This window comes from Micromonospora sp. C41 (genome assembly GCF_018070485.1).
Lineage (GTDB): Bacteria > Actinomycetota > Actinomycetes > Mycobacteriales > Micromonosporaceae > Micromonospora > Micromonospora chalcea.
The window spans coordinates 19,637-43,996 of sequence record NZ_JAGPXP010000027.1 but is presented as its reverse complement, the minus strand read 5'-3'; the positions used below and the strand labels follow the sequence as shown (position 1 = coordinate 43,996).

Below are 24,360 nucleotides of genomic sequence, written 5' to 3'. Positions count from 1 at the left end.
ATGTTCACCGGCATCGTCGAGGAGCTGGGCGAGATCGTCCGGAGCACCGAGACCGGCGACGACTCCGCCCTGGTCGCCATCCGTGGCCCGCTCGTCACCTCGGACGCCCGGCACGGCGACTCCATCGCGGTGAACGGGGTCTGCCTGACCGTTGTCGACGTCGACGGCGGGGTGTTCACCGCCGACGTGATGGGCGAGACGCTGCGCCGCACCGCGCTGGGGGCGCTGCGCCCCGGCGACCCGGTCAACCTGGAACGCGCCGCCGCGCTCAACAGCCGCCTCGGCGGGCACCTGGTGCAGGGCCACGTCGACGGCGTCGGCGAGATCGTCGCCCGGGAGCCGGCCGCGCAGTGGGAGACGGTCCGGTTCCGGCTGCCCGACGGGCTGGCCCGGTACGTGGTGGAGAAGGGCTCGATCACCGTCGACGGCGTGTCGCTGACCGTCGCCGAGGCGGGCGACGACTGGTTCTCGGTCGGCCTGATCCCCACCACGCTCAAGCTCACCGTGCTCGGCACGAAGCAGGTCGGCGACCCGGTCAACCTGGAGGTCGACGTGCTGGCCAAGTACGTCGAACGGCTGCTCGGCGACCGCGGCGCGGGAAGCGTGCGGTGATGGGCCCGCTCGGCTGGCTGCTCGACGCCCAGGTGCACGTGGCCGGCTCGCCGGTGCTGGTCCGGGAGATCGTCGGCAACGGCTTCGGGCTCGCCTCGGCGCTGCTCGGGCTGCGCCGGGTGGTGTGGGCCTGGCCGGTCGGCATGATCGGCAACGCGCTGCTGCTCACCGTGTTCCTCGGCGGCGTCTTCGTCACCCCGCAGGCGCACGACCTCTACGGCCAGGCCGGCCGGCAGGTCTTCTTCTTCGCCGTCAGCGTGTACGGCTGGTGGCGCTGGTCGCGCAACCGGCGTGCCGGTGGCGGGGACGAGCCGGCCGTGGTGCCGCGCTGGGCCACCTGGCCGGAGCGGCTCGGCCTGCTCGTGGCCGCCGTCGTCGGCACCGCCGCCGCGTACCCGGTGCTCGCCGCGCTGGGCTCGTGGGGGCCGCTGCCTGATGCCTGGATCCTGGTCGGCAGCCTGCTCGCCACGTACGGCATGGCCCGCGGCTGGGTCGAGTTCTGGCTGATCTGGATCGCCGTCGACGCGGTCGGCGTACCGCTGCTGCTGCGCGGCGGCTTCTACCCGTCGGCCGCCATGTACCTGGTCTACGGCGCGTTCTGCGCGGCCGGCCTGTACAGCTGGTGGCGCACCTCCCGGGCCGTCGCGACCGCGCCCGCCCCGATCCCGGCGACGTACTCGGAGGCAGTGGCATGACCACTTTCGGATCGATCGAGCAGGCGGTGGCGGACATCACCGCCGGGCGCCCCGTGGTCGTGGTCGACGACGAGGACCGCGAGAACGAGGGCGACCTGATCTTCGCGGCCGAGCTGGCCACCCCGGAGCTGGTCGCGTTCATGGTCCGCTACACCTCCGGCTACATCTGCGTGCCGCTGACCGAGGACGAGTGCGACCGGCTGGACCTGCCGCCGATGCACCACACCAACCAGGACCGGCGCGGCACCGCATACACCGTGACGGTGGACGCCCGGGAGGGCGTCAGCACCGGCATCTCGGCCGCCGACCGGTCGCACACCATCCGGCTGCTCGCCGACGCCGCCACCGACCCGACCGACCTGGCCCGGCCCGGCCACGTGGTGCCGCTGCGCGCCCGCGCCGGCGGGGTGCTGCGTCGACCCGGGCACACCGAGGCGGCGGTGGACCTGACCCGGATGGCCGGGCTGCGCCCGGCCGGGGTGCTGTGCGAGCTGGTGAACGACGACGGCACCATGATGCGCCTGCCGGACCTGGAGAAGTTCTGCGCCGAGCACGGCCTGACGCTGGTCACCATCGCGGATCTGATCGCCTACCGGCGGCGTACCGAGAAGCAGGTCGAGCTGGCCGCCGAGGCGCGGATGCCCACCCCGTACGGCGTGTTCAAGGCGCTCGGCTACCGCGCCGAGCACGACCCGGCCGAGCACGTCGCGCTGGTCATGGGCGACCTCGGCGACGGGCGGGACGTGCTGGTGCGGGTGCACTCCGAGTGCCTCACCGGCGACGTGTTCGGCTCGCTGCGCTGCGACTGCGGGCCGCAGTTGCAGGCCGCGCTGGCCCGGGTCGCGGCCGAGGGCCGCGGCGTGGTCCTCTACGTGCGCGGGCACGAGGGCCGGGGCATCGGCCTGCTGCACAAGCTGCAGGCGTACCAGCTCCAGGACCAGGGCCGCGACACCGTGGACGCGAACCTCGACCTGGGCCTGCCGGCGGACGCCCGCGACTACGGCACCGGCGCGCAGATCCTCTACGACCTGGGCGTCCGCTCGATGCGGCTGCTGACGAACAACCCGGCCAAGCGGGCCGGGCTGGAGGGGTACGGGCTCACCGTGACCGGCCGGGAGGGGCTGCCCGTGCGGTCCAACCCGGAGAACGTGCGCTACCTGCGCACCAAGCGGGACCGGATGGGTCACCTGCTGGACGGACTGGACGAGGTGACCGAGGCGCCGATGGGCCGCCCGGTCGCCGGTGACGAGATCGGAGCGTAGGGCGATGGCGGGTTTCGGGGAGCCGGGCGTGAGCGCGGTGGACGCCGCCGGCATGACTGTCGGCGTGGTGGCCGCCCGCTGGCACGGCGAGCTGACCGACCACATGACCGAGCGGGCGGTGGCCGCCGCGCAGGCGTGCGGGGCGCGGGCCGTGGTGGCCCGGGTGGCAGGCTCGGTGGAGCTGCCGGTGGTGGCCCAGGCGATGGCCCGCCGCTTCGACGTGGTGGTCGCGCTCGGCGTGGTGGTACGCGGCGCGACGGCGCACTTCGACTACGTCTGCCAGTCGGTCACCGAGGGGCTGACCCGGGTGGCGCTGGACGAGGGCAAGCCGGTGGCGCACGGGGTGCTGACGGTCGACACCATCGAGCAGGCCCGGGACCGGGCGGGGCTGCCCGGCTCGGCCGAGGACAAGGGCTGGTCGGCGACGGTGGCGGCGCTGGACGCCGCGCTGGCCGTGCGCGCCCTCGACGCCCAGTCCGCCCACCGCGTCGGCTTCGCCTGACCCACCTGGGTCTCGGTGCGCGCGTCGAGCCCCGTCGATCATGAAGTTGACGGTGACAAAAGGGACGCCGGTCGCCGCCAACCTCATGATCGACGCGCGGCGGGACGCTGTGTGCCGCGGGGCGGGAGCGCGGGGGAATGGTGTCCGAGGAGGGCGGGTGCCGTCGGTGGGCTGAGCCGGCGGCCGGTGAGCAGGTAGCCGGCGGCGATCGTCAGTACGGCTCCGATCGCGGCGTAGAGCAGGCGGAAGTCGACCAGGCCGACCAGCAGCGCGCCCGCGCCGATCGCCACCGCCTGCGGTGCGCTGGCCACCGCGTCCAGCGCGGCCGAGGCCCGGCCCACCAACTCCGGGGCGGTACGCCGCTGCACGAGCGTCATCACACCGACCCAGGCGACCGGCAACCCCAGTCCGATCAGCACACTCGCCGCGACCGCCAGGCCGAGAGCCGGCCGGACCAGCGCCAGGCCGGCCAGCGCCACGCAGGCGACGCCGAGCGCCATGGCGCCCAGCTCGCCCAGGCGACGTACCAGCGCGGCCGACCCCGCCCCGCCGACCAGCCCGCCCACGCCCTGGAGCGACACGAGCACCCCGAGAAAGGCCGGCTCGCGGCCGAGCCCCTGGTCGACGTACGCGAACCACAGCGTCTCGCCGAAACCCAGGCCGACCGTGGCGATGACGACAGCGATCAGGGCCCGCCGCAGCGCCGGTTCGCCCAGCAGGTGCCGTATCCCGGCGATCAGCTCGTCGCGCCCTCCCGCGGCGCGGCCCCCGGCGACCGTGCCGCCCGGGGCGGGCCGCAGACCCAGCCCGGCGACCGCGGCCAGCAGGAAACCGGCCGCGCAGGCACCGGCCAGCGCCGGGCCGCCGAGCAGCACGAACAGCCCGGCGCCGAGCAGCGGGCCGGCCAGCCGCAGGCCCTGCTTGACGGTCTGCGTCGCGCCGTTCGCGTCGGGTAGCAGCGCGCCGGGGACCAGTTCCTGCACGAGAGCGGTGACCGTCGCGCCCAGCGCGATATAGGACAGTCCGTAGCCGGCGGCGACCGCGTAGACCACCCAGAGCCGGCTGTCGTCGTGCACCGTGAGCAGCGGCAGCAGCAGGACGGCAGTGCCGGCGTTCAGTGCCACGAACAGCCGCCGCCGGGGTGCCCGGTCGACCACCCAGCCGACCAGCGGCGCGAGCACCATCGGCGCGGTCAGGGCGACGAACGTGGCACCGGCCAGCCCGTCCGAGCCGGTCAGTTGCTTCACCCACACCGCGAGCGCCAGCAGCAGCACCGACTCGGCGACCATGCTCACGGTCAGCGCGAGGAAGAACAGCCGGAAGTCCGGCCGGCGCAGCAGGGCCCTCACTGCTCCACCTCCGGTACGCCCCACGCCATCAGACGCACCGGGCGGGACCCGGCGGGGCGTGCAGCGGGGTCCTCCAACCGGTCCAGGTGGCGGGCGAACAGCGACCGGACTTCCTCTCGCAGCCCGGCCAGTTCCTCAGCCGTGTACCAGCCGATGAACTGGTTGAAGAAGCCCGCGTCCCGCCACTGCGCGGGCTCCTGTCGGCGGGCCGTCATCCAGTCCCAGAGCTTGCGGTACTCCAGGTCGAGCAGCACCCGCGCGGCGGCGTCGCCGGCGCGGGCCAGTTCGGGACTCTCGTCGCCGTCGCCCCACCGGTGCCCGTCGGTGACCATCCGCCAGGGGCGCTGCCGGCCGGTCCCGCCGCCCGCGTCGGCCACGAAGCCGTACTTGGCGAGCTGTCGCAGGTGCCAGGAGCAGTTGGCCGGGCTCTCCCCGACCCGTTCGGCCACCTCGGTGGCGGTCAGCGGGCCGTAGAGGCCGACGGCGTTGAGGATGCGCAGGCGCAGGGGGTGGGCGAACGCGCGGAGCGTCTCCACGTCGGTGATCTCGCGAGGGTGTTGCCCGGTCATATCGAAAGACTACTTTGAAAAGTACTCTTTCGAAAGAACCGCTTTGAACGAATCCTTCGGTGCGCCGTGATTGACTGCTGCGATGATGGAGATCGGGTACGCGGACCTGCCAGGGCTGCGGATGGCGTACCGGATCTGGGGCCGGGCCGACGGCCGCCCGCTCGTGGCACTGCACGGCGGCACGGGATCGGGGGAGAGCTGGGCCGCGCTCGCGGCCGCGCTCCGCGCCACCACCCGCACGTACGCCCCCGACCTGCGCGGCTACGGCGCGACCGGGCCCGCCGACGCGTACTCGCTGGAACTGGTCCGCGACGACGTACGAGGACTGCTCGACGCGCTGGCGCTGACCCGGGTCACGGTGCTGGGCCACTCCTCCGGCGCGGTGGCCGCCCACCTGCTCGCCCGGGCGTCTCCGGACCGGGTGGCGGCGCTGGTGCTCGTCGAACCGCCGCCACCGGTGCCGCTCGGCCTGCGGCTGCCACCTCGGCCGGCCGGCCCGCTGCCCTATGACTGGGCCGCCCGCGAAGCGGTCGTCGCCGAACTCAACGCCCCTCCTCCCACGTGGTGGGAGGAGTTGACCGAGATCACTGCGCCCACGCTGGTGGTGGCCGGTGGCCCCGCCAGCCACCTGCCGCAGCACGAGCTGGCGCGGATGGCGGCCCGGATCCCCGCTGCTCGCCTGGTGACAGTCGAGGCCGGTCACGCGGTGCCGGCCGCGCGCCCCGCCGAGTTCGCCACCGTGGTACGGGACTTCCTCGCCGTGCTTCCCCGGTGAGGCAGGCCCTGCGGGTGGACCCGGTGGGCGTGCTCACCCAGGCAGGCTGGAAGAATCGCCTTCCGTGAAGACGTTCGAGGAGTTGTTCGCCGAGCTGCAGGCCAAGGCCGCCGCCGGCACCCCGGGCTCGGGCACGGTCGACGCGCTCGCCAAGGGCGTGCACTTCATCGGCAAGAAGGTCGTCGAGGAGGCGGCCGAGTCGTGGATGGCCGCCGAGCACGAGGGCCCGGAGCGGGCCGCCGAGGAGATCTCCCAGCTGCTCTACCAGGCGCAGGTGCTGATGCTCGCCACCGGCCTGGAACTGAAGGACGTCTACCGACATCTGTGAGTGCCCGTCCGCTGATCACCCGATCGAACGAAGGAGCACTCCCATGCTGCGTGTCGCAGTGCCCAACAAGGGCGCCCTGGCCGAGAAGGCGGCCCAGATGCTGCGCGAGGCGGGCTACCGCCAGCGCACCGACCCGAAGGACCTGGTCTGCCGGGACGAGCCCAACGACATCGAGTTCTTCTACCTGCGTCCCAAGGACATCGCCACCTACGTCGGCTCCGGTGACCTGGACGTCGGCATCACCGGCCGCGATCTGCTGATCGACTCCGGCGCAGCGGCCGAGGAGATCGTCGACCTCAACTTCGGGCGGGCCACCTTCCGGTTCGCCGCCCGCCCGCAGGACGTGGACGACGTCCGGGAGCTGGGCGGCCACCGGATCGCCACCGCGTACCCGGGTCTGGTCGAGCGGCACCTGGCCGAGCTGGGCGTCAAGGCCGACGTGATCCGCCTGGACGGCGCGGTGGAGAACGCCATCCGCCTCGGCGTGGCCGACGTGGTCGCCGACGTGGTGGAGACCGGCGCGACGCTGCGCCAGGCCGGTCTGGTGGTGTTCGGCGAGCCGCTGCTGCGCTCCTCGGCGGTGCTGGTGCGCCGCGCCGGCGCGCCCGCCGGCGCCCAGCAGGAGCAGCTGCACCGCCGGCTGCACGGCGTCCTGGTGGCCCGGCGCTACGTGATGCTCGCCTACGACGTGCCGGCCGGTCTGCTGGACCGGGCCAGCTCGCTGACCCCGGGCATCGAGTCGCCCACCGTCTCGCCGCTGCACCGGGAGGGCTGGGTCGCGGTGCAGGCGATGGTGCTCCGCGACGACGTGCACCGGATCATGGACGAGCTGTACGAGCTGGGCGCCCGCGCGATCCTGGTCACCAACATCCACGCCTGCCGGCTGTGAGGCCGCTGCCGCTCCCGGCCGCGCTGGGCGTTGTCGTCCTGGGTGGCATGGCCTCGGCCGCCCAGGGCGTGGTCAACGCCGAGATGGGGGAGCGGACCGGCGATCCGGTCCTCGGCGCGGTGGTCAACAACCTGGGCGGCTGCCTGCTGGTGCTGGCCGGGATCGTGGCGCTGCCCTCGATGCGCGCCGGGCTGGCCGCGTTGCGCCGCTCCGGGCTGCCCTGGTGGACCTACCTGGGCGGGGTGGGCGGCGCGGTGATCGTGCTGGTCGCGCCGGTGGTGGTGCCCGTGCTCGGGGTGGCGGTGTTCACCATCGCCCAGGTGGCCGGCGGCAGCCTCGGCGGCCTGGCGGTGGACCGGGCCGGGCTGGCCGCGACCGGGCGGATGCCGCTCACCGTGCCCCGCGTCGGCGGGGCGGTGCTCGGCGTCGGCGCGGTCGCGCTCGCCCAGCTCGGCCGCCCGGTCGGCGAACTGGCGGTCGGGCTGGTGCTGCTCTGCGTCCTGGGCGGGCTGGCGGTGGCGACGCAGTCCGCGCTCAACGGCCGGGTCGCCGCCACCGTGGGCCCGGCCGCCGGGCTCGCCGTCAACTTCGCGGTCAGCACCGTGGTGATCGGCGCGGTGGCGGCGCTGACCGGCGCGCTCGCGAGCCAGCCCCGCTGGCCCGGCCAGTGGTGGCTCTACGCCGGCGGCCTGCTCGGCGTCGGCATCGTGCTCTCCCTGCTGGTCGGCGTACGCGCCGCCGGGGTGCTGCGCACCGGCCTGGCGCTGGTGGCCGGGCAGCTCGGTGGCGCGCTGCTGCTGGACCTGGTCCTACCCGGCGGGCCCGGCGTGCGGCTGCCGGTGCTGGCCGGCGCCCTGCTCACGCTGCTCGCCGTGGTGGTCACCAGCCTGCGCCGGCGCGGCCTGGACCGTGTGGCGGCCGAAGATGCGCGCGAACCGGATGGCAGACTGGTCGGGTGAGCGATTCCGTGGTGACCGTGCGACCCCGCCGCGTCCGGGTCGTGTGCTGGGTGTCGGCCGTCACGCTGTTCGTCGTGTTCAGCCTCGTCGCGACGTCGCTGACCGGCGCCACCGGCAACGGCTACGGCACGTTCCAGCGCGGCGACCAGTTCGCCATGATCGGCCTGGGCGTGTTCGGTGCGCTCGGCTTCCTGCTGTTCACCCGCCCGCGCGTGGTCGCCGACGCCAAGGGCGTCCGGGTGCGCAACGTGTTCAGCTCGTACGAGCTGCCGTGGGAGGTGATCCGCGGGGTCCGGTTCGACCGGGGCGCCCCGTGGGCCAGCCTGGAGCTGCACGACGACGACCTGCTCCCGATGGTCGCGTTGCAGGCCGCCGACAAGGAGAGCGCGGTCGAGGCGGTCCGCGCGTTGCGCCGGCTGCACCAGGCGCACCTGGCGGCGCTGTCCGCCGGCCAGTCGGCACCCCGCTGACCAGCGAGCCCGGTTTGGGCGGGCCTGGGCCGAGGGTGTAGTGTTGCGGAGTCGACCAGACTGCCCCCGTCCCTGACGCGCGGGCGGTCGTGAAGCGGAGCGCCCGCTCCCACCCGAGTCGCCGCCACGGTGGCCGGGTCCGGTCCCCGGTTTCGGGCACGTCCCGGCGCCGGATGCGCGATCCTGTGATCGTGCCGACCGGTCGAGTGGGCCCTGGCATACGCCGGGGCCTTCTGCTTTCCGGGTCGGCTCCCGCCCGGGAGCCCGCGGAGTCGGCACCGTAGGAGACTCGACTCGAGGAGGCCCCATCAGCGTCGAACCACGCGTGAACGAGCAGATCCGGGCACGTGAGGTCCGACTGGTCGGCCCTGAGGGTGAGCAGGTGGGCATCGTCCCGCTTGAGCGCGCCCTGCAGCTGGCCGCGGACGTCGACCTGGACCTGGTCGAGGTTGCGCCGATGGCGCGCCCGCCGGTGTGCAAGCTCATGGACTTCGGCAAGTTCAAGTACGAGAGCGCACTCAAGGCGCGCGAAGCGCGGCGTAACCAGCAGCAGACCGTCATCAAGGAGATGAAGCTCCGGCCGAAGATCGACCCGCACGACTACGAGACCAAGAAGGGTCACGTGGTGCGGTTCCTCAAGGCTGGCGACAAGGTCAAGGTGACGATCATGTTCCGCGGTCGGGAGCAGAGCCGCCCGGAGCTGGGTTACCGGCTCCTGCGCCGGCTCGAGTCCGAGATCACGGACCTGGGATACGTCGAGGCCGCTCCGAAGCAGGACGGCCGCAACATGATCATGGTTCTCGCTCCGCACCGGGCCGTCAAGGCCTCCGCGGTCGCCGCCACGGCGTCCCGCGGTGGACCGCGCGACCGGGCCGCGGAGGAACCGGCCGCTCCGGCCGGCGAGACCCCGGCGGCCGGCGACACCGCAGCAGCCGGCGAGACCGGTACGACCGCTGAGACCAGCGGCCAGTAACAGGGGAGAAGACGTTCCAATGCCGAAGATGAAGAGCCACACGGGTATGGGCAAGCGGGTCAAGGTGACCGGCAAGGGCAAGATCGTTGCCCAGCAGGCCGGCCTTCGCCACAACCTGGAGAAGAAGCCCAGCACCCAGACCCGTCGGCTGACCGGCACCGTCGAGCTGGCCAAGGCCGACGTCAAGCGCATCAAGAAGCTGCTCGGCCGCTGACGCGAGCCACCTGAACCGAAGAAGGAGTTGAGATGGCACGCGTCAAGCGGGCTGTGAACGCCCAGAAGAAGCGTCGTACCCTGCTGGAGACCGCGAGCGGTTACCGCGGTCAGCGCTCCCGGCTGTACCGCAAGGCCAAGGAGCAGGTGCTGCACTCGATGCAGTACTCCTACCGGGACCGTCGCGACCGCAAGGGCGACTTCCGGCAGCTCTGGATCCAGCGGATCAACGCCGGCGCCCGGGCCAACGGCCTGACCTACAACCGGCTGATCCAGGGCCTGCGCCTGGCCGGCATCGAGGTCGACCGGAAGATCCTGGCCGACATGGCCGTCAACGACGCCGCCTCGTTCGCGGCGATCGTCGAGCTGGCCCGCGCCGCCGTGGCGGCCGAGGGCACCGGTGGCGCCGCGGCTCAGGCCGCCTGACCCACCCCGTACGGCAGATCGAGGCGTCTCCCATGCAGTCACATCCGCAGGGGAGGCGTCTCGACGCCGTTCCCGGACCGTTCACCCCGCGTACCCCCAGGGTCGTGGCGGCCCGCCGGCTGCACCGCCGGCGCGACCGCGACCAGGCCGGCCGGTTCCTGGCCGAGGGGCCGCAGGCGGTCCGGGAGGCGCTGGCCCGCGCCGGCACCGTGGTCGAGCTGTTCGGCACCCCGGCGGCGCTCGACAGGTACGCCGACCTCGCCGCCACGGCCGCCCGGGCCGACGTGCCCGTCTCCGAGGTGACCGACGACGCGCTGGCCGCGCTGGCCGAGACGGTCGCGCCGCAGGGACTGGTGGCGGTGTGCCGGCACCTCGACGTACCCCTGGCGCAGGCCGTGGCGCGCGCACCGCGACTGGTCGCGGTGCTCGCCGGGATCCGCGACCCGGGCAACGCCGGCACCGTGCTGCGCACCGCCGACGCGGCCGGGGCGGGCGCGGTGATCTTCGCTGGCGAGGCGGTCGACCCCTACAACGGCAAATGTGTGCGGGCCTCCGCCGGCAGCCTCTTCCACGTCGACGTGGTGCGCGCCGCCGACCCGCTCGCCGCCGTCGAGGCGCTGCGGGCCGCGGGCCTGAAGATCTTCGCCACCACCGGGTACGGCGACAGCGACCTGGACGACCTCGCCGACGCCGGAAGGCTGGCCGCGCCGACAGCGTGGCTGTTCGGATCGGAGGCGCACGGCCTGCCCGAGGAGCTGACCGCCGCCGCCGACGCCCGGGTCCGGGTGCCGCTGCACGGGCGCGCGGAGAGCCTGAACCTGGCTGCGGCTGCCGCCGTCTGCCTGTATTCTTCCGCCAGAGCACTGCGTGTCCCCCGGGGCACGCGAGAGACAGCAGGGGAGTCCGCCTCGTCATGAACGCGCCACGGCGTTCGTTTAGCCAGCCCGCCGGTGTCGGCGGGCGGCGGGCCTGACCCTTCCCCCTGCACGACTCCCCACCGGCGGGCTGCGGCGAAGCCGCGCGTCCGTAGACTCGCCTAGCCACCCGTGAGGGTCGGCGCCGCCGTGAGGGAGTGCCCGTTCACCATGAGCTACCGCAACGATCCGTACGACCCGAAGCAGGTCGCCCTGCTCGACCCGGACGCCCTGGCCGGAGCAGTGGCCGACGCCGAGAAGGCGTTCGCCGACGCCACCGACCCGGACGCGCTCACCGCGCTGCGCCCCGCGCACCTCGGCGACCGGTCCCCGGTGTCGCTCGCGCGCCGGGAGATCGGCGCGCTGCCGCCGGCCGCGAAGGCCGACGCCGGCAAGCGGGTCAACGAGGCCCGCCGCGCCATCGAGAGCGCGTACGCCGCCCGGCAGGAGATCCTGGAGCGCGAGCAGGCCGAGCGGGTGCTGGTCGAGGAGCGGGTCGACGTGACCCTGCCGTACGACCGCCGGCCGCGTGGCGCCCGCCACCCGCTGAGCGTGCTGATGGAGCAGATCAGTGACCTGTTCATCGGCATGGGCTACGAGGTGGCCGAGGGTCCCGAGGTCGAGCTGGAGTGGACCAACTTCGACGCGCTGAACATCCCGGCCGACCACCCGGCGCGCGGCCTGATGGACACGTTCCACATCGCACCCGAGGGCAGTGGCCTGGTGCTGCGCACCCACACGTCGCCGGTGCAGGCGCGCACCATGCTCAGCCGCAAGCCGCCCATCTACGTGGTGGTGCCCGGCCGGGTCTACCGCACCGACGAGCTGGACGCCACCCACGCGCCGGTCTTCCACCAGGTCGAGGGCCTCGTGGTGGACAAGGGCATCACCATGGCGCACCTGCGCGGCACGCTCGACCACTTCGCCCGGGCCATGTTCGGCGAGGGCGCGAAGACCCGCTGGCGGCCGCACTACTTCCCGTTCACCGAGCCGTCGGCGGAGTTCGACGTCTGGTTCCCGGAGCACCGGGACGGTCCGCAGTGGGTCGAGTGGGGCGGCTGCGGCATGGTCAACCCGCGGGTGCTGCGCGCCTGCGGCATCGACCCGGAGGTCTACTCCGGATTCGCGTTCGGCATGGGCATCGACCGGACCGTGATGGTCCGGCACGGCGTCAGCGACATGCGGGACATGGCCGAGGGCGACGTGCGGTTCACCCGCGCGTTCGGCGCCTGAGCTACGGGAACGGTGGTTTAACAGTCATGCGAGTTTCTGTCAGTTGGCTGCGCGAGTACGTCGACCTGCCGGCCGACCTGCCCACCGGCGACCTGGAGCAGGCGCTGGTCGACCTCGGCATCGAGGTCGAGTCCGTGGTGGACCTGCGCGAGTCCGTCACCGGCCCGCTGGTCGTCGGCGAGGTACTGGAGATCGAGGAGCTGACCGGCTTCAAGAAGCCGATCCGCTTCTGCCGGGTCGACGTCGGCGCCGCGAACGGCACCGGCGAGCCGCAGGAGATCGTCTGCGGGGCGCGCAACTTCGCCCAGGGCGACAAGGTCGTGGTGATCCTCCCCGGCGGCGTGCTGCCCGGCGGGTTCGCGATCGGCGCGCGCAAGACGTACGGGCGCAACTCCCACGGCATGATCTGCTCGGCCCAGGAGCTGGGACTGGGCGACGACCACTCGGGCATCGTCGTGCTGCCCGAGGACGTCAAGGCCCAGCCCGGCGACGACGCCCGGCCCGTCGTCGGCCTGGACGACGTCGTGGTCGAGATGGAGATCACCCCGGACCGCGGGTACGCGCTGAGCGTGCGCGGCATCGCCCGGGAGCTGTCGCACGCGCTCGGCGTGCCGTTCCGCGACCCGGCCGACGCGCCCGCGCCCGGCGCGACCGCCGAGCCCGCGTACCCGGTGGAGGTCCGTGACCCGGTCGGCTGCGACCGGTTCGCGGCGCGGATGGTGCGCGGCGTCGACCCGACCGTGGAGACGCCGGGCTGGATGCGGCAGCGGCTCACCGTGGCCGGCGTACGCAGCATCTCGCTCGCCGTCGACATCACCAACTACCTGATGCTCGAACTCGGCCAGCCGATGCACGCCTTCGACGCGGACCGGATCGCCGGGCCGCTCGTGGTGCGCCGCGCCGAGCCGGGGGAGAAGCTGACCACGCTGGACGGGGTGAGCCGCTCGCTGTCCGCCGAGGACCTGGTGATCTGCGACGACACCGGTCCGATCTCGCTGGCCGCGGTGATGGGCGGCGAGACCAGCGAGGTGCTCGCCTCCACCACGAACGTGCTGTTCGAGGCGGCGCACTGGGACCCGGCGACCGTCGGCCGTACCGCGCGGCGGCACAAGCTGTTCAGCGAGGCGGCGAAGCGGTGGGAGCGGGGCGTCGACCCGGCGCTGCCGCTGGTCGCGCTGGACAAGGCGGTCCGGCTGCTCACCGACCTCGCCGGCGGCACGGCCGGCGACGAGGTGCTCGACATCGACCACGTCGCGCCGCGTACGCCGGTGACGCTGCCGGTGGACCTGCCGTCGCGGCGGGTCGGCGTGTCCTACTCGCCGGACCGCGTGGTGGAGCTGCTGGAGCAGGTCGGTTGCACAGTCACGCGCGGCGCGGACCGGCTCGCCGAGGACCCGGGCACGGCCGGGGTCGGCTCCGGCGCGGGTGAGGTGCTGACCGTGACGCCGCCGAGCTGGCGGCCCGACCTGACCGACCCGGCCGACCTGGTGGAGGAGGTGGTACGCCTCGACGGCTACGACCGGGTGCCGTCGGTGCTGCCCACCGCGCCGCCCGGCCGGGGCCTGACCTGGCAGCAGCAGCGCCGCCGGGCCGTCGCCCGCTCGCTCGCCGAGCGCGGCTACGTCGAGGTGCTGGCGCAGCCGTTCGTCGCGCCGGAACTGGTCGACCAGCTCGGCCTGCCCGCCGACGACCCGCGCCGCCCCGCGGTACGCCTGGCGAACCCGCTGTCGGAGGAGGAGCCGCTGCTGCGCACCACGCTGCTCGGCCCGCTGCTCGGCATCGTCAAGCGCAACGTCGGACGGGGCCAGCGGGACGTGGCGATCTACGAGATCGGCACCGTCTTCCACCCGCGCCCCGGCGCCGGCGCCCCGCCCGCGATGGGCGTGGACCGGCGGCCCACCGACGAGGAGTTCGCCGCCGCCGACGCGGTGGTGCCCGCCCAGCCCCGGCACGTCGCGGTCGCGCTGACCGGTGAGATCGAGCCGGCCGGCTGGTGGGGCGCGGGCCGCACGGCCGGCTGGGCCGACGCGATCGAGGCGGGCCGGGCCGTGCTCGACGCCGCCGGGATCCCCGCCGACCGGGTGACGGTACGGGCCGGGGAGCGCGCGCCCTGGCACCCGGGCCGCTGCGCCGAACTGGTGGTGGACGACGTGGTCGTCGGCCACGCCGGTGAGCTGCACCCGGCCGTGCTGGCCGCGCTGGAGCTGCCCCGGCGTACCAGCGCCATGGAGCTGGACCTGGACGCGCTGCCCGCCGCCCCCCTGGTCGCCGGCCCGACCATCTCCACGTTCCCGCCGGCGCTGATCGACGTGGCGCTCGTGGTGGACGACGCGGTGCCGGCCGCCGAGGTGCGGGCGGCGCTGGTCGAGGGCGCGGGCGCGCTGCTGGAGGACGTCCGCCTGTTCGACGTCTACACCTCCGAGCAGCTCGGCGAGGGGCGCAAGTCGCTGGCGTACAAGCTGACGTTCCGCGCCCCGGACCGGACCCTGGCGGGCGAGGAGGCGGTGGCCGCGCGCGACGCGGCGGTCGCTGTCGCCGCCGAGCGCTTCGGCGCCACCCTGCGCGGCGCCTGAAAGGAGGGGCCCCCTCTTAACGCCTCCGGTAGAGGAGGGGGCCCCTTTTAACACCGCGCGCACGCGAGCCGCCCGTGAACGTCGTCTCATGGCTATGCAGCGCGCCGTATGACCTTGCGATGAGGTCGCCCCGACCGGTACCCTTCTCTGCATAGTCATGCGGAGGTGGGTATGGGCATTCGAACAGTGGTGGCCGGGGCGAGTGGATACGCCGGGGGCGAACTGCTGCGCCTGCTCGCCGGTCACCCCGAGTTCGAGCTGATCGCCGCCACCGCGCACACCCAGGCCGGTCAGCCGGTCACCGCCGTACACCCGCAGCTCGCCGGCCTGGACCTGGTCTTCGCCGCGACCGAACCGGCGACCCTGGCCGACGCGGACCTGGTGTTCCTGGCCCTGCCGCACGGGCAGTCCGCGGCGCTCGCCGCGGCGCTGCCCGATTCGGTCAAGGTGGTCGACCTGGGCGCGGACCACCGGCTGCGCGACGCCGGCGCCTGGTCCCGCTACTACGGCGGGGAGCACGCCGGCGCCTGGACCTACGGGCTGCCCGAGCTGCCCGGCCAGCGGGCCGAGATCGCCGCCGCGTCGCGGGTGGCCAGCACCGGCTGCTACGCGGTGGCGACCACGCTGGCGCTGGCGCCGCTGATCGCCGCCGGCGCGGTACGCCCCGACGACGTGGTGGTGGTCGCCGCCTCCGGCACCTCCGGCGCGGGCCGGGCCGCCAAGACCCACCTGCTCGGCAGCGAGGTGATGGGCGACCTGTCGCCCTACAAGGTGGGCGCGCACCAGCACGTGCCGGAGATCAAGCAGGCCACCGGCGCGACCGGCCTGTCCTTCACCCCGGTGCTCGCGCCGATGCCCCGGGGCATCCTGGCCACCGTCACCGCCGTGCCCACCGGCGACGCCGACCCGCGCGCGGTGCTGGCCGCCGCGTACGCCGACGCGCCGTTCGTGCACGTGCTGCCCGAGGGCGCGTGGCCGCACACCGCCGCCACCGCCGGGTCGAACTCCTGCCACCTCCAGGCGACGGTGGACGTCGACTCGGGGCGGGTGATCGTGGTCAGCGCGATCGACAACCTGGGCAAGGGCGCGGCCGGCCAGGCCGTGCAGAACGCCAACCTGATGGTGGGTCTCCCGGAGACCACCGGTCTGTCCGTGTTTGGAGTGGCCCCGTGAGCGTCACCGTCCCCCGTGGGTTCCGCGCCGCAGGTGTCGCGGCCGGACTGAAGTCCTCCGGCGCGCCCGACGTCGCCCTCGTGATCAACGACGGCCCGGACGCCGGTGTCGCCGGTGTCTTCACCGCCAACCGGGTCAAGGCCGCGCCGGTGCTGTGGAGCCAGCAGGTCGTGCACGGCGGCGTCGTGCGCGCCGTGGTGCTCAACTCCGGCGGCGCGAACGCCTGCACCGGCCCGGCCGGGTTCCAGGACACGCACGCCACCGCCGAGCACACCGCCGCCGCGATCACCGCGGCGAACGCGCGGCTCATCGTCGGCGCGGGCGAGGTCGCGGTCTGCTCGACCGGCCTGATCGGCGAGCGGCTGCCGATGGACAAGCTGCTTCCCGGCGTACGCGACGCGGTGCGCGGCCTGTCCCGCGATGGCGGCCCGGCGGCCGCCGAGGCCATCATGACCACCGACACCCGGCCCAAGACGACAGTGGCGCAGGGTACGGGCTGGACCGTCGGCGGCATGGCCAAGGGCGCGGGCATGCTCGCCCCGGCCATGGCCACCATGCTCTGCGTGCTCACCACCGACGCGGTGGCCGGGCCGGACGCCCTGGACGCCGCGCTGCGCGCCGCCACCCGGATCACGTTCGACCGGATCGACTCCGACGGCTGCATGTCCACTAACGACACGGTGCTGCTGCTCGCAAGTGGCGCCTCCGGCATCGAGCCGACCGAGGCCGAGCTGACCGCCGCGGTCACCGCCGCCTGCCACGACCTGGCCCAGCAGCTCCTGGCCGACGCGGAGGGCGCGACGAAGGAGGTCGCGATCGAGGTGGTCGGCGCGGCCAGCGAGGACGACGCGGTCGAGGTGGGCCGCACGGTGGCCCGCAACAACCTGGTCAAGACCGCGCTGTTCGGCAACGACCCGAACTGGGGCCGCATCCTCGCCGCGGTCGGCACCACCACCGCCGTGTTCGAGCCGGACGGCGTCGACGTCGCGGTCAACGGCATCTGGGTGTGCCGGGGCGGCGCCGCCGCCGAGGACCGCGCCAAGGTGGACCTCACCGGCCGCGGCGTCACCGTCCGGATCGACCTGCACGCCGGCGTCGACACCGCCACCATCTGGACCAACGACCTGTCCCACGCGTACGTACACGAGAACTCGGCCTATTCCACATGAATCTGAGTGCTGACCTCACCCGGGCCCAGGCAAAGGCCGCCACGCTGATCGAGGCGCTGCCCTGGCTGGCCCGTTTCTCCGGCGCCACCGTCGTGGTCAAGTACGGCGGCAACGCCATGGTCGACCCGGAACTGCAGCGGGCGTTCGCCGCCGACATGGTGTTCCTGCGCTACGCCGGCCTGAAGCCGGTGGTGGTGCACGGCGGCGGCCCGCAGATCTCCGCCATGCTCGGCCGGCTCGGCATCGCCAGCGAGTTCCGGGGCGGCCTGCGGGTCACCACCCCGGAGGCGATGGACGTGGTCCGGATGGTCCTGGTCGGCCAGGTCGGCCGGGAACTGGTCGGGCTGATCAACGCGCACGGCCCGTACGCGGTCGGCCTCTCCGGCGAGGACGCCGGGCTGTTCACCGCCGTGCGCCGTCCCGCGTACGTGGACGGCGAAGCGGTCGACGTGGGCCAGGTTGGTGACGTGGAGTCGGTGAACGTCTCGGCGGTCACCGACCTGATCGCCGCCGGCCGGATCCCGGTCATCTCGACAGTCGCGCCGGACGCCGACGGGGTGCTGCACAACCTCAACGCGGACACCGCCGCCGCCGCGCTCGCGGTGGCGCTGGACGCCCGCAAGCTGGTCGTGCTGACCGACGTGCCCGGCCTGTACGCCGACTGGCCGGACACGTCCAGCCTGGTCAGCGAGATCACCGCGGACGACCTGGCGAAGCTGCTGCCGTCCCTGGAGTCGGGCATGGTCCCGAAGATGGAGGCCTGCCTGCGGGCGGTGCGCGGGGGAGTGCCCGCCGCGCACGTCGTCGACGGCCGGGTCGCCCACTCCACGCTGCTGGAAGTGTTCACGTCGGAGGGCTTCGGAACCATGGTGATCGACTCATGAGCACGCTGGTGCAGCGGTGGAACGCCACCATGATGGACAACTACGGCACGCCGCCGCTGGCGCTCGTCTCCGGCTCCGGCGCCGTCGTGACCGACGAGACCGGCCGGGAGTACGTCGACCTGCTCGGCGGCATCGCCGTCAACGCGCTCGGCCACGCCCACCCGGCGGTGGTGGCCGCCGTCAGCAAGCAGGTCGCGACGCTCGGGCACGTGTCGAACCTGTTCGTCGCCGAGCCGCCGGTGGCGCTGGCCGAGCTGCTGCTCGCGCTGGCCGGCCGCCCCGGCCGGGTGTTCTTCGCCAACTCCGGCGCGGAGGCCAACGAGGCGGCGTTCAAACTGTCCCGGCTCACCGGCCGCCGGCACGTGGTCGCCACCCACGGCGGCTTCCACGGCCGGACCATGGGCGCGCTGGCGCTGACCGGGCAGCCCGCCAAGGCCGACCCGTTCCGCCCGCTACCAGGCGACGTGACGCACGTGCCGTTCGGCGACGCCGACGCGCTGGCCGAGGCGGTCACCGACGACACCGCCATGCTGATCATCGAGCCGATCCAGGGCGAGAACGGCGTGGTCGTCCCGCCGCCCGGCTACCTCGCCGCGGCCCGGCGGATCACCGCCGCGCACGGCGCGCTGCTGGTGCTGGACGAGGTGCAGACCGGCATCGGCCGGACCGGCCACTGGTTCGCCCACCAGGCCGAGGGAGTCGAGCCGGACGTCATCACGCTCGCCAAGGGCCTCGGCGGCGGACTGCCGCTGGGCGCCTGCCTGGCCTTCGGCCGGGCCGCCGACCTGCTCACCCCCGGCTCGCACGGCACCACGTTCGGCGGCAACCCGATCAGCTGCGCCGCCGCGCTCGCGGTCGTCTCCACGATCGCGCACGAGGGCCTGCTCGACCACGTCAAGCGCGTCGGCGAGCGGCTGCGGCGCGGCGTCGAGGCGCTCGGTCACCCGCTGGTCCGTGAGGTGCGCGGCGCCGGCCTGCTGCTCGGCATCGTGCTCGACCAGCCGGTCTCCGCCGCCGCGGCGGCAGCGCTGCGCGACGCGGGTTTCCTGGTGAACCCGGTGCAGCCGGACGTGATCCGGCTCGCCCCGCCGCTGATCCTCACCGTGGCGCAGGCCGACGCCTTCGTCGCCGCGCTGCCCGCCGCGCTGCCCGCCGCCGCGCCGCACCCTTCCACCGACGCCGCAGCGACCGCCGACGACGCCGCGTCCGACGCCACGACCCCGACGGAGGCTCCCGCATGATCCGCCACTTCCTGCGCGACGACGACCTCACGCCCGCCGAGCAGGCCGCCGTGCTCGACCTCGCCGCCCGGATGAAGACCGACCGGTACGGCCACCAGCCGCTGGCCGGACCGAAGTCGGTGGCGGTGCTGTTCGACAAGCAGAGCCTGCGGACCCGGATCTCGTTCGACGTGGGCATCGCCGAGCTGGGCGGGCATCCGCTGGTGGTGGACACCCAGGTCACCCACTTCGGCCGCGGCGAGACGCTCGCCGACGCCGGCCGGGTGCTGTCCCGCTACGTCGCCGCGATCGTGCTGCGCACCCACGGCGACGACCGGATCGCCGAGGTCGCCGAGCACGCCACGGTGCCGGTGGTCAACGCGCTCACCGACACGTACCACCCCTGCCAGATGCTGGCCGACCTGCTCACCGTGCGGGAGCGCTTCGGCGGCACCGCCGGGCGGATCCTCGCGTACGTGGGCGACGCGGCGAACAACATGGCCCACTCGTACCTGCTGGCCGGCGCGACCGCCGGGATGCACGTGCGGATCGCCGGTCCGGCCGGGTTCCAGCCGGACCCGGAGATCGTGGCCCGCGCGGAGAAGATCGCCGCCACCACCGGCGGCTCGGTCCAGGTGCTCACCGACCCGGCCGAGGCGGTACGCGGCGCGCACGTCGTCGCCACCGACACCTGGACGTCGATGGGACAGGAGGCCGACGGGCTGGACCGGATCACGCCGTTCCTGCCGTACCAGGTCAACGCCGCGCTGCTCGGCCACGCCGACGCCGACGTGATCGTGCTGCACTGCCTGCCCGCCCACCGGGGCGAGGAGATCACCGACGAGGCGCTCGACGGCCCGCACAGCGCGGTGTTCGACCAGGCGGAGAATCGTCTGCACGCCCAGAAGGCGCTGCTGACGTTTCTCCTGGAGGAATCCGCATGACCGCTCCGCTGACCCGCGCCGCGCGGCACGCCCGCATCGTCGAGCTGATCCGCGACACCCCGATCCACTCGCAGACCGAGCTGGCCGACCTGCTCGCCGGCGACGGCATCCAGGTCACCCAGGCCACGCTGTCGCGGGACCTGAAGGAACTGGGGGCGGTGACCGCGCGCGGCGGTGACGGGCGGGGCGTCTACCTGATCCCGGAGGACGGGCACCGGCCGCTGCGCGACGCCGAGGGCGCGCCGGCCCGGCTGGTCCGGCTGCTGCGTGAGCTGCTCAACGGCGTCGACTCCAGCGGCAACATCGCGGTGCTGCGCACCCCGCCGGGCGCGGCCCAGTACCTCGCCAGCGCGCTGGACCGGGCCGGCCTCACCGAGATCGTCGGCACCATCGCCGGCGACGACACCATCCTCGTCGTGGCCCGGGAGGCCGACGGCGGGGCGGCGCTGGGCGAGCGGCTCGCCGCCTGGGCCCGCCGGGACGACACAGTCGAAGGGAGCACGACGTGACCGAGCGGGTCGTGCTGGCGTACTCCGGGGGCCTGGACACCTCGGTCGCCATTCCGTACCTGGCCGAGCAGACCGGCGCGGAGATCATCGCGGTGGCGGTCGACGTCGGCCAGGGCGGCGAGGACATGGCCGTGATCCGGCAGCGCGCGCTCGACTGTGGCGCGGTCGAGGCCGAGGTGGTGGACGCGCGCGACGAGTTCGCCGCCGACTACTGCCTGCCGGCCATCCGGGCCAACGCCCTCTACATGGACCGGTACCCGCTGGTGTCCGCGCTGTCCCGGCCGCTGATCGTCAAGCACCTGGTCGCCGCGGCGCGCGCCCACGGCGGCACGATCGTGTCGCACGGCTGCACCGGCAAGGGCAACGACCAGGTCCGCTTCGAGGTCGGCCTGGGCGCGCTCGCGCCCGACCTGAAGGTGATCGCCCCGGCCCGGGACTTCGCCTGGACCCGGGACAAGGCGATCGCGTTCGCCGAGGAGAAGGGGCTGCCGATCGACGTGTCGGCGAAGTCGCCGTACTCGATCGACCAGAACCTGTGGGGCCGCGCGGTGGAGACCGGCTTCCTGGAGGACATCTGGAACGCCCCGGTCGAGGACCTCTACGCGTACACCGTCGACCCGGCGTCGGAACGCGACCCGGACGACGTGGTGCTCACGTTCGACGCCGGCGTCCCGGTCGCGATCGACGGCGAGACGGTCACCCCGTACGAGGCGATCCGGGAGCTGAACCGGCGCGCCGGGGCGCACGGCGTGGGCCGGCTCGACATGGTCGAGGACCGGCTGGTCGGCATCAAGAGCCGCGAGGTGTACGAGGCACCCGGCGCGGTCGCGCTGATCACCGCCCACCAGGAGCTGGAGGCGGTGACAGTCGAGCGGGACCTGGCCCGGTTCAAGCGCGGCGTCGACCAGCGCTGGGGTGAGCTGGTCTACGACGGGCTCTGGTTCTCGCCGCTGAAGCGCGCGCTGGACGCGTTCATCGACGACGCGCAGCGGCACGTCAGCGGCGAGGTGCGGCTGCGGCTGCACGGCGGCCGGGCCGTGGTGACCGGCCGGCGTTCCGAGGCGAGCCTGTACGACTTCGGCCTCGCCACGTACGACACCGGTGACACGTTCGACCAGTCGCTGGCGAAGGGTTTCGTGCAGTTGTGGGGCCTGCCCAGCCGGATGGCGGCGGCGCGGGACGCCCGGATGGGAGGAGTCTGATGGGGGGCACCACAATGGGTGGGGTGGACGACAAGAGCCTGACCGAGAACAGCGCCCCCGCCAACCGGACGAGCCTCTGGGGCGGCCGGTTCGCCGGCGGCCCCGCCGAGGCGCTCGCGCGGCTGTCGGTGAGTGTCCAGTTCGACTGGCGCCTCGCCCCGTACGACATCGCCGGTTCCCGCGCGCACGCCCGGGTCCTGGCCGGCGCCGGCCTGCTCGACCCGGACGAACTGGGCCGGATGCTGGCGGCGCTTGACGACCTGGAGGCGGCGTGCGCCTCCGGCGCGTTCCGCCCGACCGTCGACGACGAGGACGTGCACACCGCGCTGGAGCGTGGCCTGCTGGAGCGGCTGGGCAGCCTCGGCGGCAAGCTGCGCGCCGGCCGGTCCCGCAACGACCAGGTCGCCACCGACCTGCGGCTCTACCTGCGTGACCACGCCCGCGGGGTGGCGGCCCGGCTGGTCGAGCTGGCCGAGGCCCTCGTCGAGCAGGCGGAGCGGCACGTGGACACCGCCGCGCCGGGCATGACGCACCTGCAGCACGCCCAGCCGGTGACGTTCGGGCACTGGCTGCTGGCCCACGTGCAGCCTCTGCTGCGCGACCTGGAGCGGATGCGGGACTGGGACGAGCGGACCGCGATCAGCCCGCTCGGCGCGGGCGCGCTGGCCGGGTCGGGGCTGCCGCTGGACCCGGTGGCGGTCGCCAAGGAGCTGGGCTTCCGTACCTCGTTCGCCAACTCGATGGACGCGGTCGCGGACCGCGACTTCGTCGCCGAGTTCCTGTTCGTCACCGCGATGATCGGCGTGCACCTGTCCCGCCTCGGCGAGGAGGTGGTGCTCTGGACGTCGCAGGAGTTCGGCTGGGTCGAGCTGGACGACGCGTTCGCCACCGGCTCGTCGATCATGCCGCAGAAGAAGAACGCGGACATCGCCGAGCTGGCCCGGGGCAAGTCCGGCCGCCTGGTCGGCGGCCTGATGAGCGTGCTCACCATGCTCAAGGGCCTGCCCATGACGTACGACCGGGACATGCAGGAGGACAAGGAGCCGGCGTTCGACGCGGTCGACACGCTGGAGCTGCTGCTGCCCGCGCTGGCCGGGATGATCTCCACGATGACGGTCCGGGTGGACCGGCTGGTGGCGAGCGCCCCGTCGGGTTTCTCGCTCGCCACCGAGGTCGCCGACTGGCTGGTCCGGTGCAACGTGCCGTTCCGCGACGCGCACGAGATCACCGGCAAGCTGGTGGCGCTCTGCGCGGCCCGGGACTGTGCGCTGGACGAGGTGTCCGACGCCGACCTGGCCGCCGTCAGCGAGCACCTGGACCCGTCGGTGCGCGACGTGCTGTCGGTGCGTTCGGCGCTGGCCGCCCGCATCACGCCCGGCTCCACCGGCCCGGGTCCGGTCGCCGACCAGCTCGCCGCCGCGGCGGACAAGCTGACCGGCTGGCGTGAGTGGGCCGCCGAGCGGGTCGTCCCCCGCTGACCTGCGGCTGATCCGGGGGCAGGCACCCGCCTGCCCCCGGATCACACCGGTCAACCGGTGGGGCGCTCGCGTTTCGGCAGCTTCGCCACCACCGCGTCGTACGACCCGTCGACCGCCTCGACCAGCTCGTCGTCCGGGATGCCGCCGGAGAGCCGCAGCGTGTTCCAGCCCGACCGGCCGATGTAGGGGGAGGGGCGCGCGTCGGCCGGGAACCGGTGCAGCCACTCGTCGGCCACCTCCCGGGACGCCCCGCACTTCACCCCGACCCGCGCCTCACCCTCGGGCGAGCCGAGGAACGCGAAGATCCGGCTGCCCACCTTCACCACCTCGTCGCCCTCCCACGGCCGGTCGAGCCAGGCTCCCGGCTTGGCCAGGCAGTAGGCGAGCATCTCCTCGCGCGTCATCGCGTCCTCCCGTGCCGTCGTCCGGCGCAGTCTCGCCCGCGGCTGTGACAGTGCGCGCCGCCGGTCAGTCGCCGGTGCCGGTGCGGACGGTGAGCCGCTCGTAGCGCTGCCGGGCCGCCTGGGCGCTGCCCAGCCCCAGCCCGAAGGCGATCGCCTGCCAGGTCATGCCCCGGCCGCGGGCCACCTGGAGCAGCCCGGCCTCCAGTGCGTCCACCTCGGAGCGCACGTGCGGGATGAGCGTCAGCGCGGCCATCAGGTCGGCCTGGTCGACCGGCTCCTCACCCTCGTCCAGCTCGGCGCCCCCGGCGAGCGCCATCACCAGCGTGGCCGCCTCGTAGGCGTCGGGCACGTCGGGGTGGGCGTAGCGACGGCGGCGGGAGTTGGTGCCGGCGTGCCGCTCGGCGATCCGCAGCAGCGCCGCGTAGTTGCGGTGCGCCCGTGCCTGGGCAGCATCCGGAGCGGTGAACGGGTCGTTGTCCACGGTGACCATGTCGTCCATCCCACACCCAAGAATGGCCCGTTGTCAACACCCCGTTGAAAGCCCCTCGTATAAAACACCGTGACCTCAACGCATGGTGAAGGGTCGGCGCGTCATGCCACCACAGACGCGCCGCGGGGTGTCCCGGGTTGCCCGG

27 protein-coding genes are annotated in these 24,360 nt (G+C 73.8%); 23 read left to right on the top strand and 4 right to left on the bottom strand.

Annotated elements, in window-relative coordinates:
• From KBX43_RS24475 to ribH, 4 genes are read left to right on the top strand one after another with little or no spacing between them, the layout of a single operon-like run.
• Entirely contained in the window at window positions 1-612 is a 612-nt protein-coding gene (locus KBX43_RS24475) for a riboflavin synthase (RefSeq protein ID WP_064448497.1), read from the top strand.
• Window positions 612-1,307 carry a nicotinamide riboside transporter PnuC gene (gene pnuC / locus KBX43_RS24470; protein ID WP_030502479.1) on the top strand — a complete coding sequence of 232 codons (696 nt, stop codon included), beginning with the start codon at window positions 612-614 and terminating at the stop codon, window positions 1,305-1,307. Before KBX43_RS24475 ends, pnuC begins: the two co-directional genes overlap by 1 nt.
• The gene (locus tag KBX43_RS24465; protein WP_210887305.1) at window positions 1,304-2,569 is read left to right on the top strand and encodes a bifunctional 3,4-dihydroxy-2-butanone-4-phosphate synthase/GTP cyclohydrolase II; all 1,266 of its coding nucleotides are present in this window, start codon (window positions 1,304-1,306) and stop codon (window positions 2,567-2,569) included. The genes pnuC and KBX43_RS24465 overlap by 4 nt, the downstream gene beginning before the upstream one ends.
• A gap of 4 nt (window positions 2,570-2,573) precedes the next feature.
• Window positions 2,574-3,071: a 6,7-dimethyl-8-ribityllumazine synthase gene (gene ribH / locus KBX43_RS24460; protein ID WP_174534488.1), complete on the top strand. Its 498-nt coding sequence runs from the start codon at window positions 2,574-2,576 to the stop codon at window positions 3,069-3,071.
• 83 nt (window positions 3,072-3,154) lie between these two features.
• Here the strand turns inward: ribH and KBX43_RS24455 are convergent, their stop codons facing one another.
• Together KBX43_RS24455 and KBX43_RS24450 are read right to left on the bottom strand one after the other, a co-directional pair.
• The gene (locus KBX43_RS24455) at window positions 3,155-4,420 is read right to left on the bottom strand and encodes an MFS transporter (RefSeq protein ID WP_174534489.1); all 1,266 of its coding nucleotides are present in this window, start codon (window positions 4,418-4,420) and stop codon (window positions 3,155-3,157) included.
• Entirely contained in the window at window positions 4,417-4,989 is a 573-nt protein-coding gene (locus KBX43_RS24450) for a helix-turn-helix domain-containing protein (protein WP_210887302.1), read from the bottom strand. The genes KBX43_RS24455 and KBX43_RS24450 overlap by 4 nt, the downstream gene beginning before the upstream one ends.
• Window positions 4,990-5,071: 82 nt before the next feature.
• Here KBX43_RS24450 and KBX43_RS24445 point away from each other — a divergent pair, with 82 nt between their 5' ends.
• The 19 genes from KBX43_RS24445 (at window position 5,072) to argH (ending at window position 23,321) form a co-directional block, all read left to right on the top strand.
• Window positions 5,072-5,764 carry an alpha/beta fold hydrolase gene (locus KBX43_RS24445; protein ID WP_210887299.1) on the top strand — a complete coding sequence of 231 codons (693 nt, stop codon included), beginning with the start codon at window positions 5,072-5,074 and terminating at the stop codon, window positions 5,762-5,764.
• Window positions 5,765-5,810: 46 nt separating this feature from the next.
• Entirely contained in the window at window positions 5,811-6,092 is a 282-nt protein-coding gene (locus tag KBX43_RS24440; protein WP_197494977.1) for a phosphoribosyl-ATP diphosphatase, read from the top strand.
• Between the two features lie 43 nt (window positions 6,093-6,135).
• The gene (hisG, locus tag KBX43_RS24435) at window positions 6,136-6,981 is read left to right on the top strand and encodes an ATP phosphoribosyltransferase (RefSeq protein ID WP_174534491.1); all 846 of its coding nucleotides are present in this window, start codon (window positions 6,136-6,138) and stop codon (window positions 6,979-6,981) included.
• The gene (locus KBX43_RS24430; protein ID WP_210887297.1) at window positions 6,978-7,940 is read left to right on the top strand and encodes a DMT family transporter; all 963 of its coding nucleotides are present in this window, start codon (window positions 6,978-6,980) and stop codon (window positions 7,938-7,940) included. The genes hisG and KBX43_RS24430 overlap by 4 nt, the downstream gene beginning before the upstream one ends.
• Window positions 7,937-8,410, top strand: coding sequence for a PH domain-containing protein (locus KBX43_RS24425; protein ID WP_030502474.1), 474 nt, complete (start codon window positions 7,937-7,939; stop codon window positions 8,408-8,410). The genes KBX43_RS24430 and KBX43_RS24425 overlap by 4 nt, the downstream gene beginning before the upstream one ends.
• A 325-nt stretch (window positions 8,411-8,735) precedes the next feature.
• Window positions 8,736-9,383, top strand: coding sequence for a translation initiation factor IF-3 (gene infC / locus KBX43_RS24420; RefSeq protein WP_043324929.1), 648 nt, complete (start codon window positions 8,736-8,738; stop codon window positions 9,381-9,383).
• A gap of 19 nt (window positions 9,384-9,402) precedes the next feature.
• On the top strand, window positions 9,403-9,597 hold the full coding sequence (gene rpmI / locus KBX43_RS24415) for a 50S ribosomal protein L35 (protein ID WP_026267805.1): 195 nt from the start codon (window positions 9,403-9,405) through the stop codon (window positions 9,595-9,597).
• Window positions 9,598-9,629: 32 nt separating this feature from the next.
• Window positions 9,630-10,022, top strand: coding sequence for a 50S ribosomal protein L20 (rplT, locus tag KBX43_RS24410; protein ID WP_043324928.1), 393 nt, complete (start codon window positions 9,630-9,632; stop codon window positions 10,020-10,022).
• Between the two features lie 32 nt (window positions 10,023-10,054).
• A complete protein-coding gene (locus KBX43_RS24405) occupies window positions 10,055-10,939 on the top strand; it encodes an RNA methyltransferase (protein WP_210887293.1) in 885 nt (294 codons plus the stop codon).
• 168 nt (window positions 10,940-11,107) lie between these two features.
• A complete protein-coding gene (pheS, locus tag KBX43_RS24400; protein WP_043324926.1) occupies window positions 11,108-12,169 on the top strand; it encodes a phenylalanine--tRNA ligase subunit alpha in 1,062 nt (353 codons plus the stop codon).
• A gap of 26 nt (window positions 12,170-12,195) precedes the next feature.
• Window positions 12,196-14,742 carry a phenylalanine--tRNA ligase subunit beta gene (gene pheT / locus KBX43_RS24395; protein WP_210887290.1) on the top strand — a complete coding sequence of 849 codons (2,547 nt, stop codon included), beginning with the start codon at window positions 12,196-12,198 and terminating at the stop codon, window positions 14,740-14,742.
• A gap of 171 nt (window positions 14,743-14,913) precedes the next feature.
• Window positions 14,914-15,915: an N-acetyl-gamma-glutamyl-phosphate reductase gene (gene argC / locus KBX43_RS24390; protein WP_064448492.1), complete on the top strand. Its 1,002-nt coding sequence runs from the start codon at window positions 14,914-14,916 to the stop codon at window positions 15,913-15,915.
• Window positions 15,912-17,084, top strand: coding sequence for a bifunctional glutamate N-acetyltransferase/amino-acid acetyltransferase ArgJ (argJ, locus tag KBX43_RS24385; protein ID WP_069087688.1), 1,173 nt, complete (start codon window positions 15,912-15,914; stop codon window positions 17,082-17,084). The genes argC and argJ overlap by 4 nt, the downstream gene beginning before the upstream one ends.
• On the top strand, window positions 17,081-17,968 hold the full coding sequence (gene argB / locus KBX43_RS24380) for an acetylglutamate kinase (RefSeq protein ID WP_043324923.1): 888 nt from the start codon (window positions 17,081-17,083) through the stop codon (window positions 17,966-17,968). The genes argJ and argB overlap by 4 nt, the downstream gene beginning before the upstream one ends.
• Window positions 17,965-19,209 (top strand): acetylornithine transaminase, encoded by a 1,245-nt coding sequence (locus KBX43_RS24375; protein WP_210887287.1) that lies wholly within the window; start codon window positions 17,965-17,967, stop codon window positions 19,207-19,209. Before argB ends, KBX43_RS24375 begins: the two co-directional genes overlap by 4 nt.
• A complete protein-coding gene (argF, locus tag KBX43_RS24370; protein WP_043324921.1) occupies window positions 19,206-20,132 on the top strand; it encodes an ornithine carbamoyltransferase in 927 nt (308 codons plus the stop codon). Before KBX43_RS24375 ends, argF begins: the two co-directional genes overlap by 4 nt.
• Window positions 20,129-20,641 (top strand): arginine repressor, encoded by a 513-nt coding sequence (locus tag KBX43_RS24365; protein WP_043324920.1) that lies wholly within the window; start codon window positions 20,129-20,131, stop codon window positions 20,639-20,641. The genes argF and KBX43_RS24365 overlap by 4 nt, the downstream gene beginning before the upstream one ends.
• Window positions 20,638-21,843, top strand: a complete 1,206-nt coding sequence (locus tag KBX43_RS24360; protein WP_113973128.1) for an argininosuccinate synthase — start codon at window positions 20,638-20,640, stop codon at window positions 21,841-21,843. The genes KBX43_RS24365 and KBX43_RS24360 overlap by 4 nt, the downstream gene beginning before the upstream one ends.
• A gap of 14 nt (window positions 21,844-21,857) precedes the next feature.
• Window positions 21,858-23,321 (top strand): argininosuccinate lyase, encoded by a 1,464-nt coding sequence (argH, locus tag KBX43_RS24355; protein ID WP_210887340.1) that lies wholly within the window; start codon window positions 21,858-21,860, stop codon window positions 23,319-23,321.
• Between the two features lie 50 nt (window positions 23,322-23,371).
• Here the strand turns inward: argH and KBX43_RS24350 are convergent, their stop codons facing one another.
• Window positions 23,372-23,725 (bottom strand): MmcQ/YjbR family DNA-binding protein, encoded by a 354-nt coding sequence (locus tag KBX43_RS24350; protein ID WP_064448489.1) that lies wholly within the window; start codon window positions 23,723-23,725, stop codon window positions 23,372-23,374.
• A gap of 64 nt (window positions 23,726-23,789) precedes the next feature.
• Window positions 23,790-24,224 (bottom strand): hypothetical protein, encoded by a 435-nt coding sequence (locus tag KBX43_RS24345; protein WP_030502457.1) that lies wholly within the window; start codon window positions 24,222-24,224, stop codon window positions 23,790-23,792.
• Window positions 24,225-24,360 lie beyond the last annotated feature (136 nt).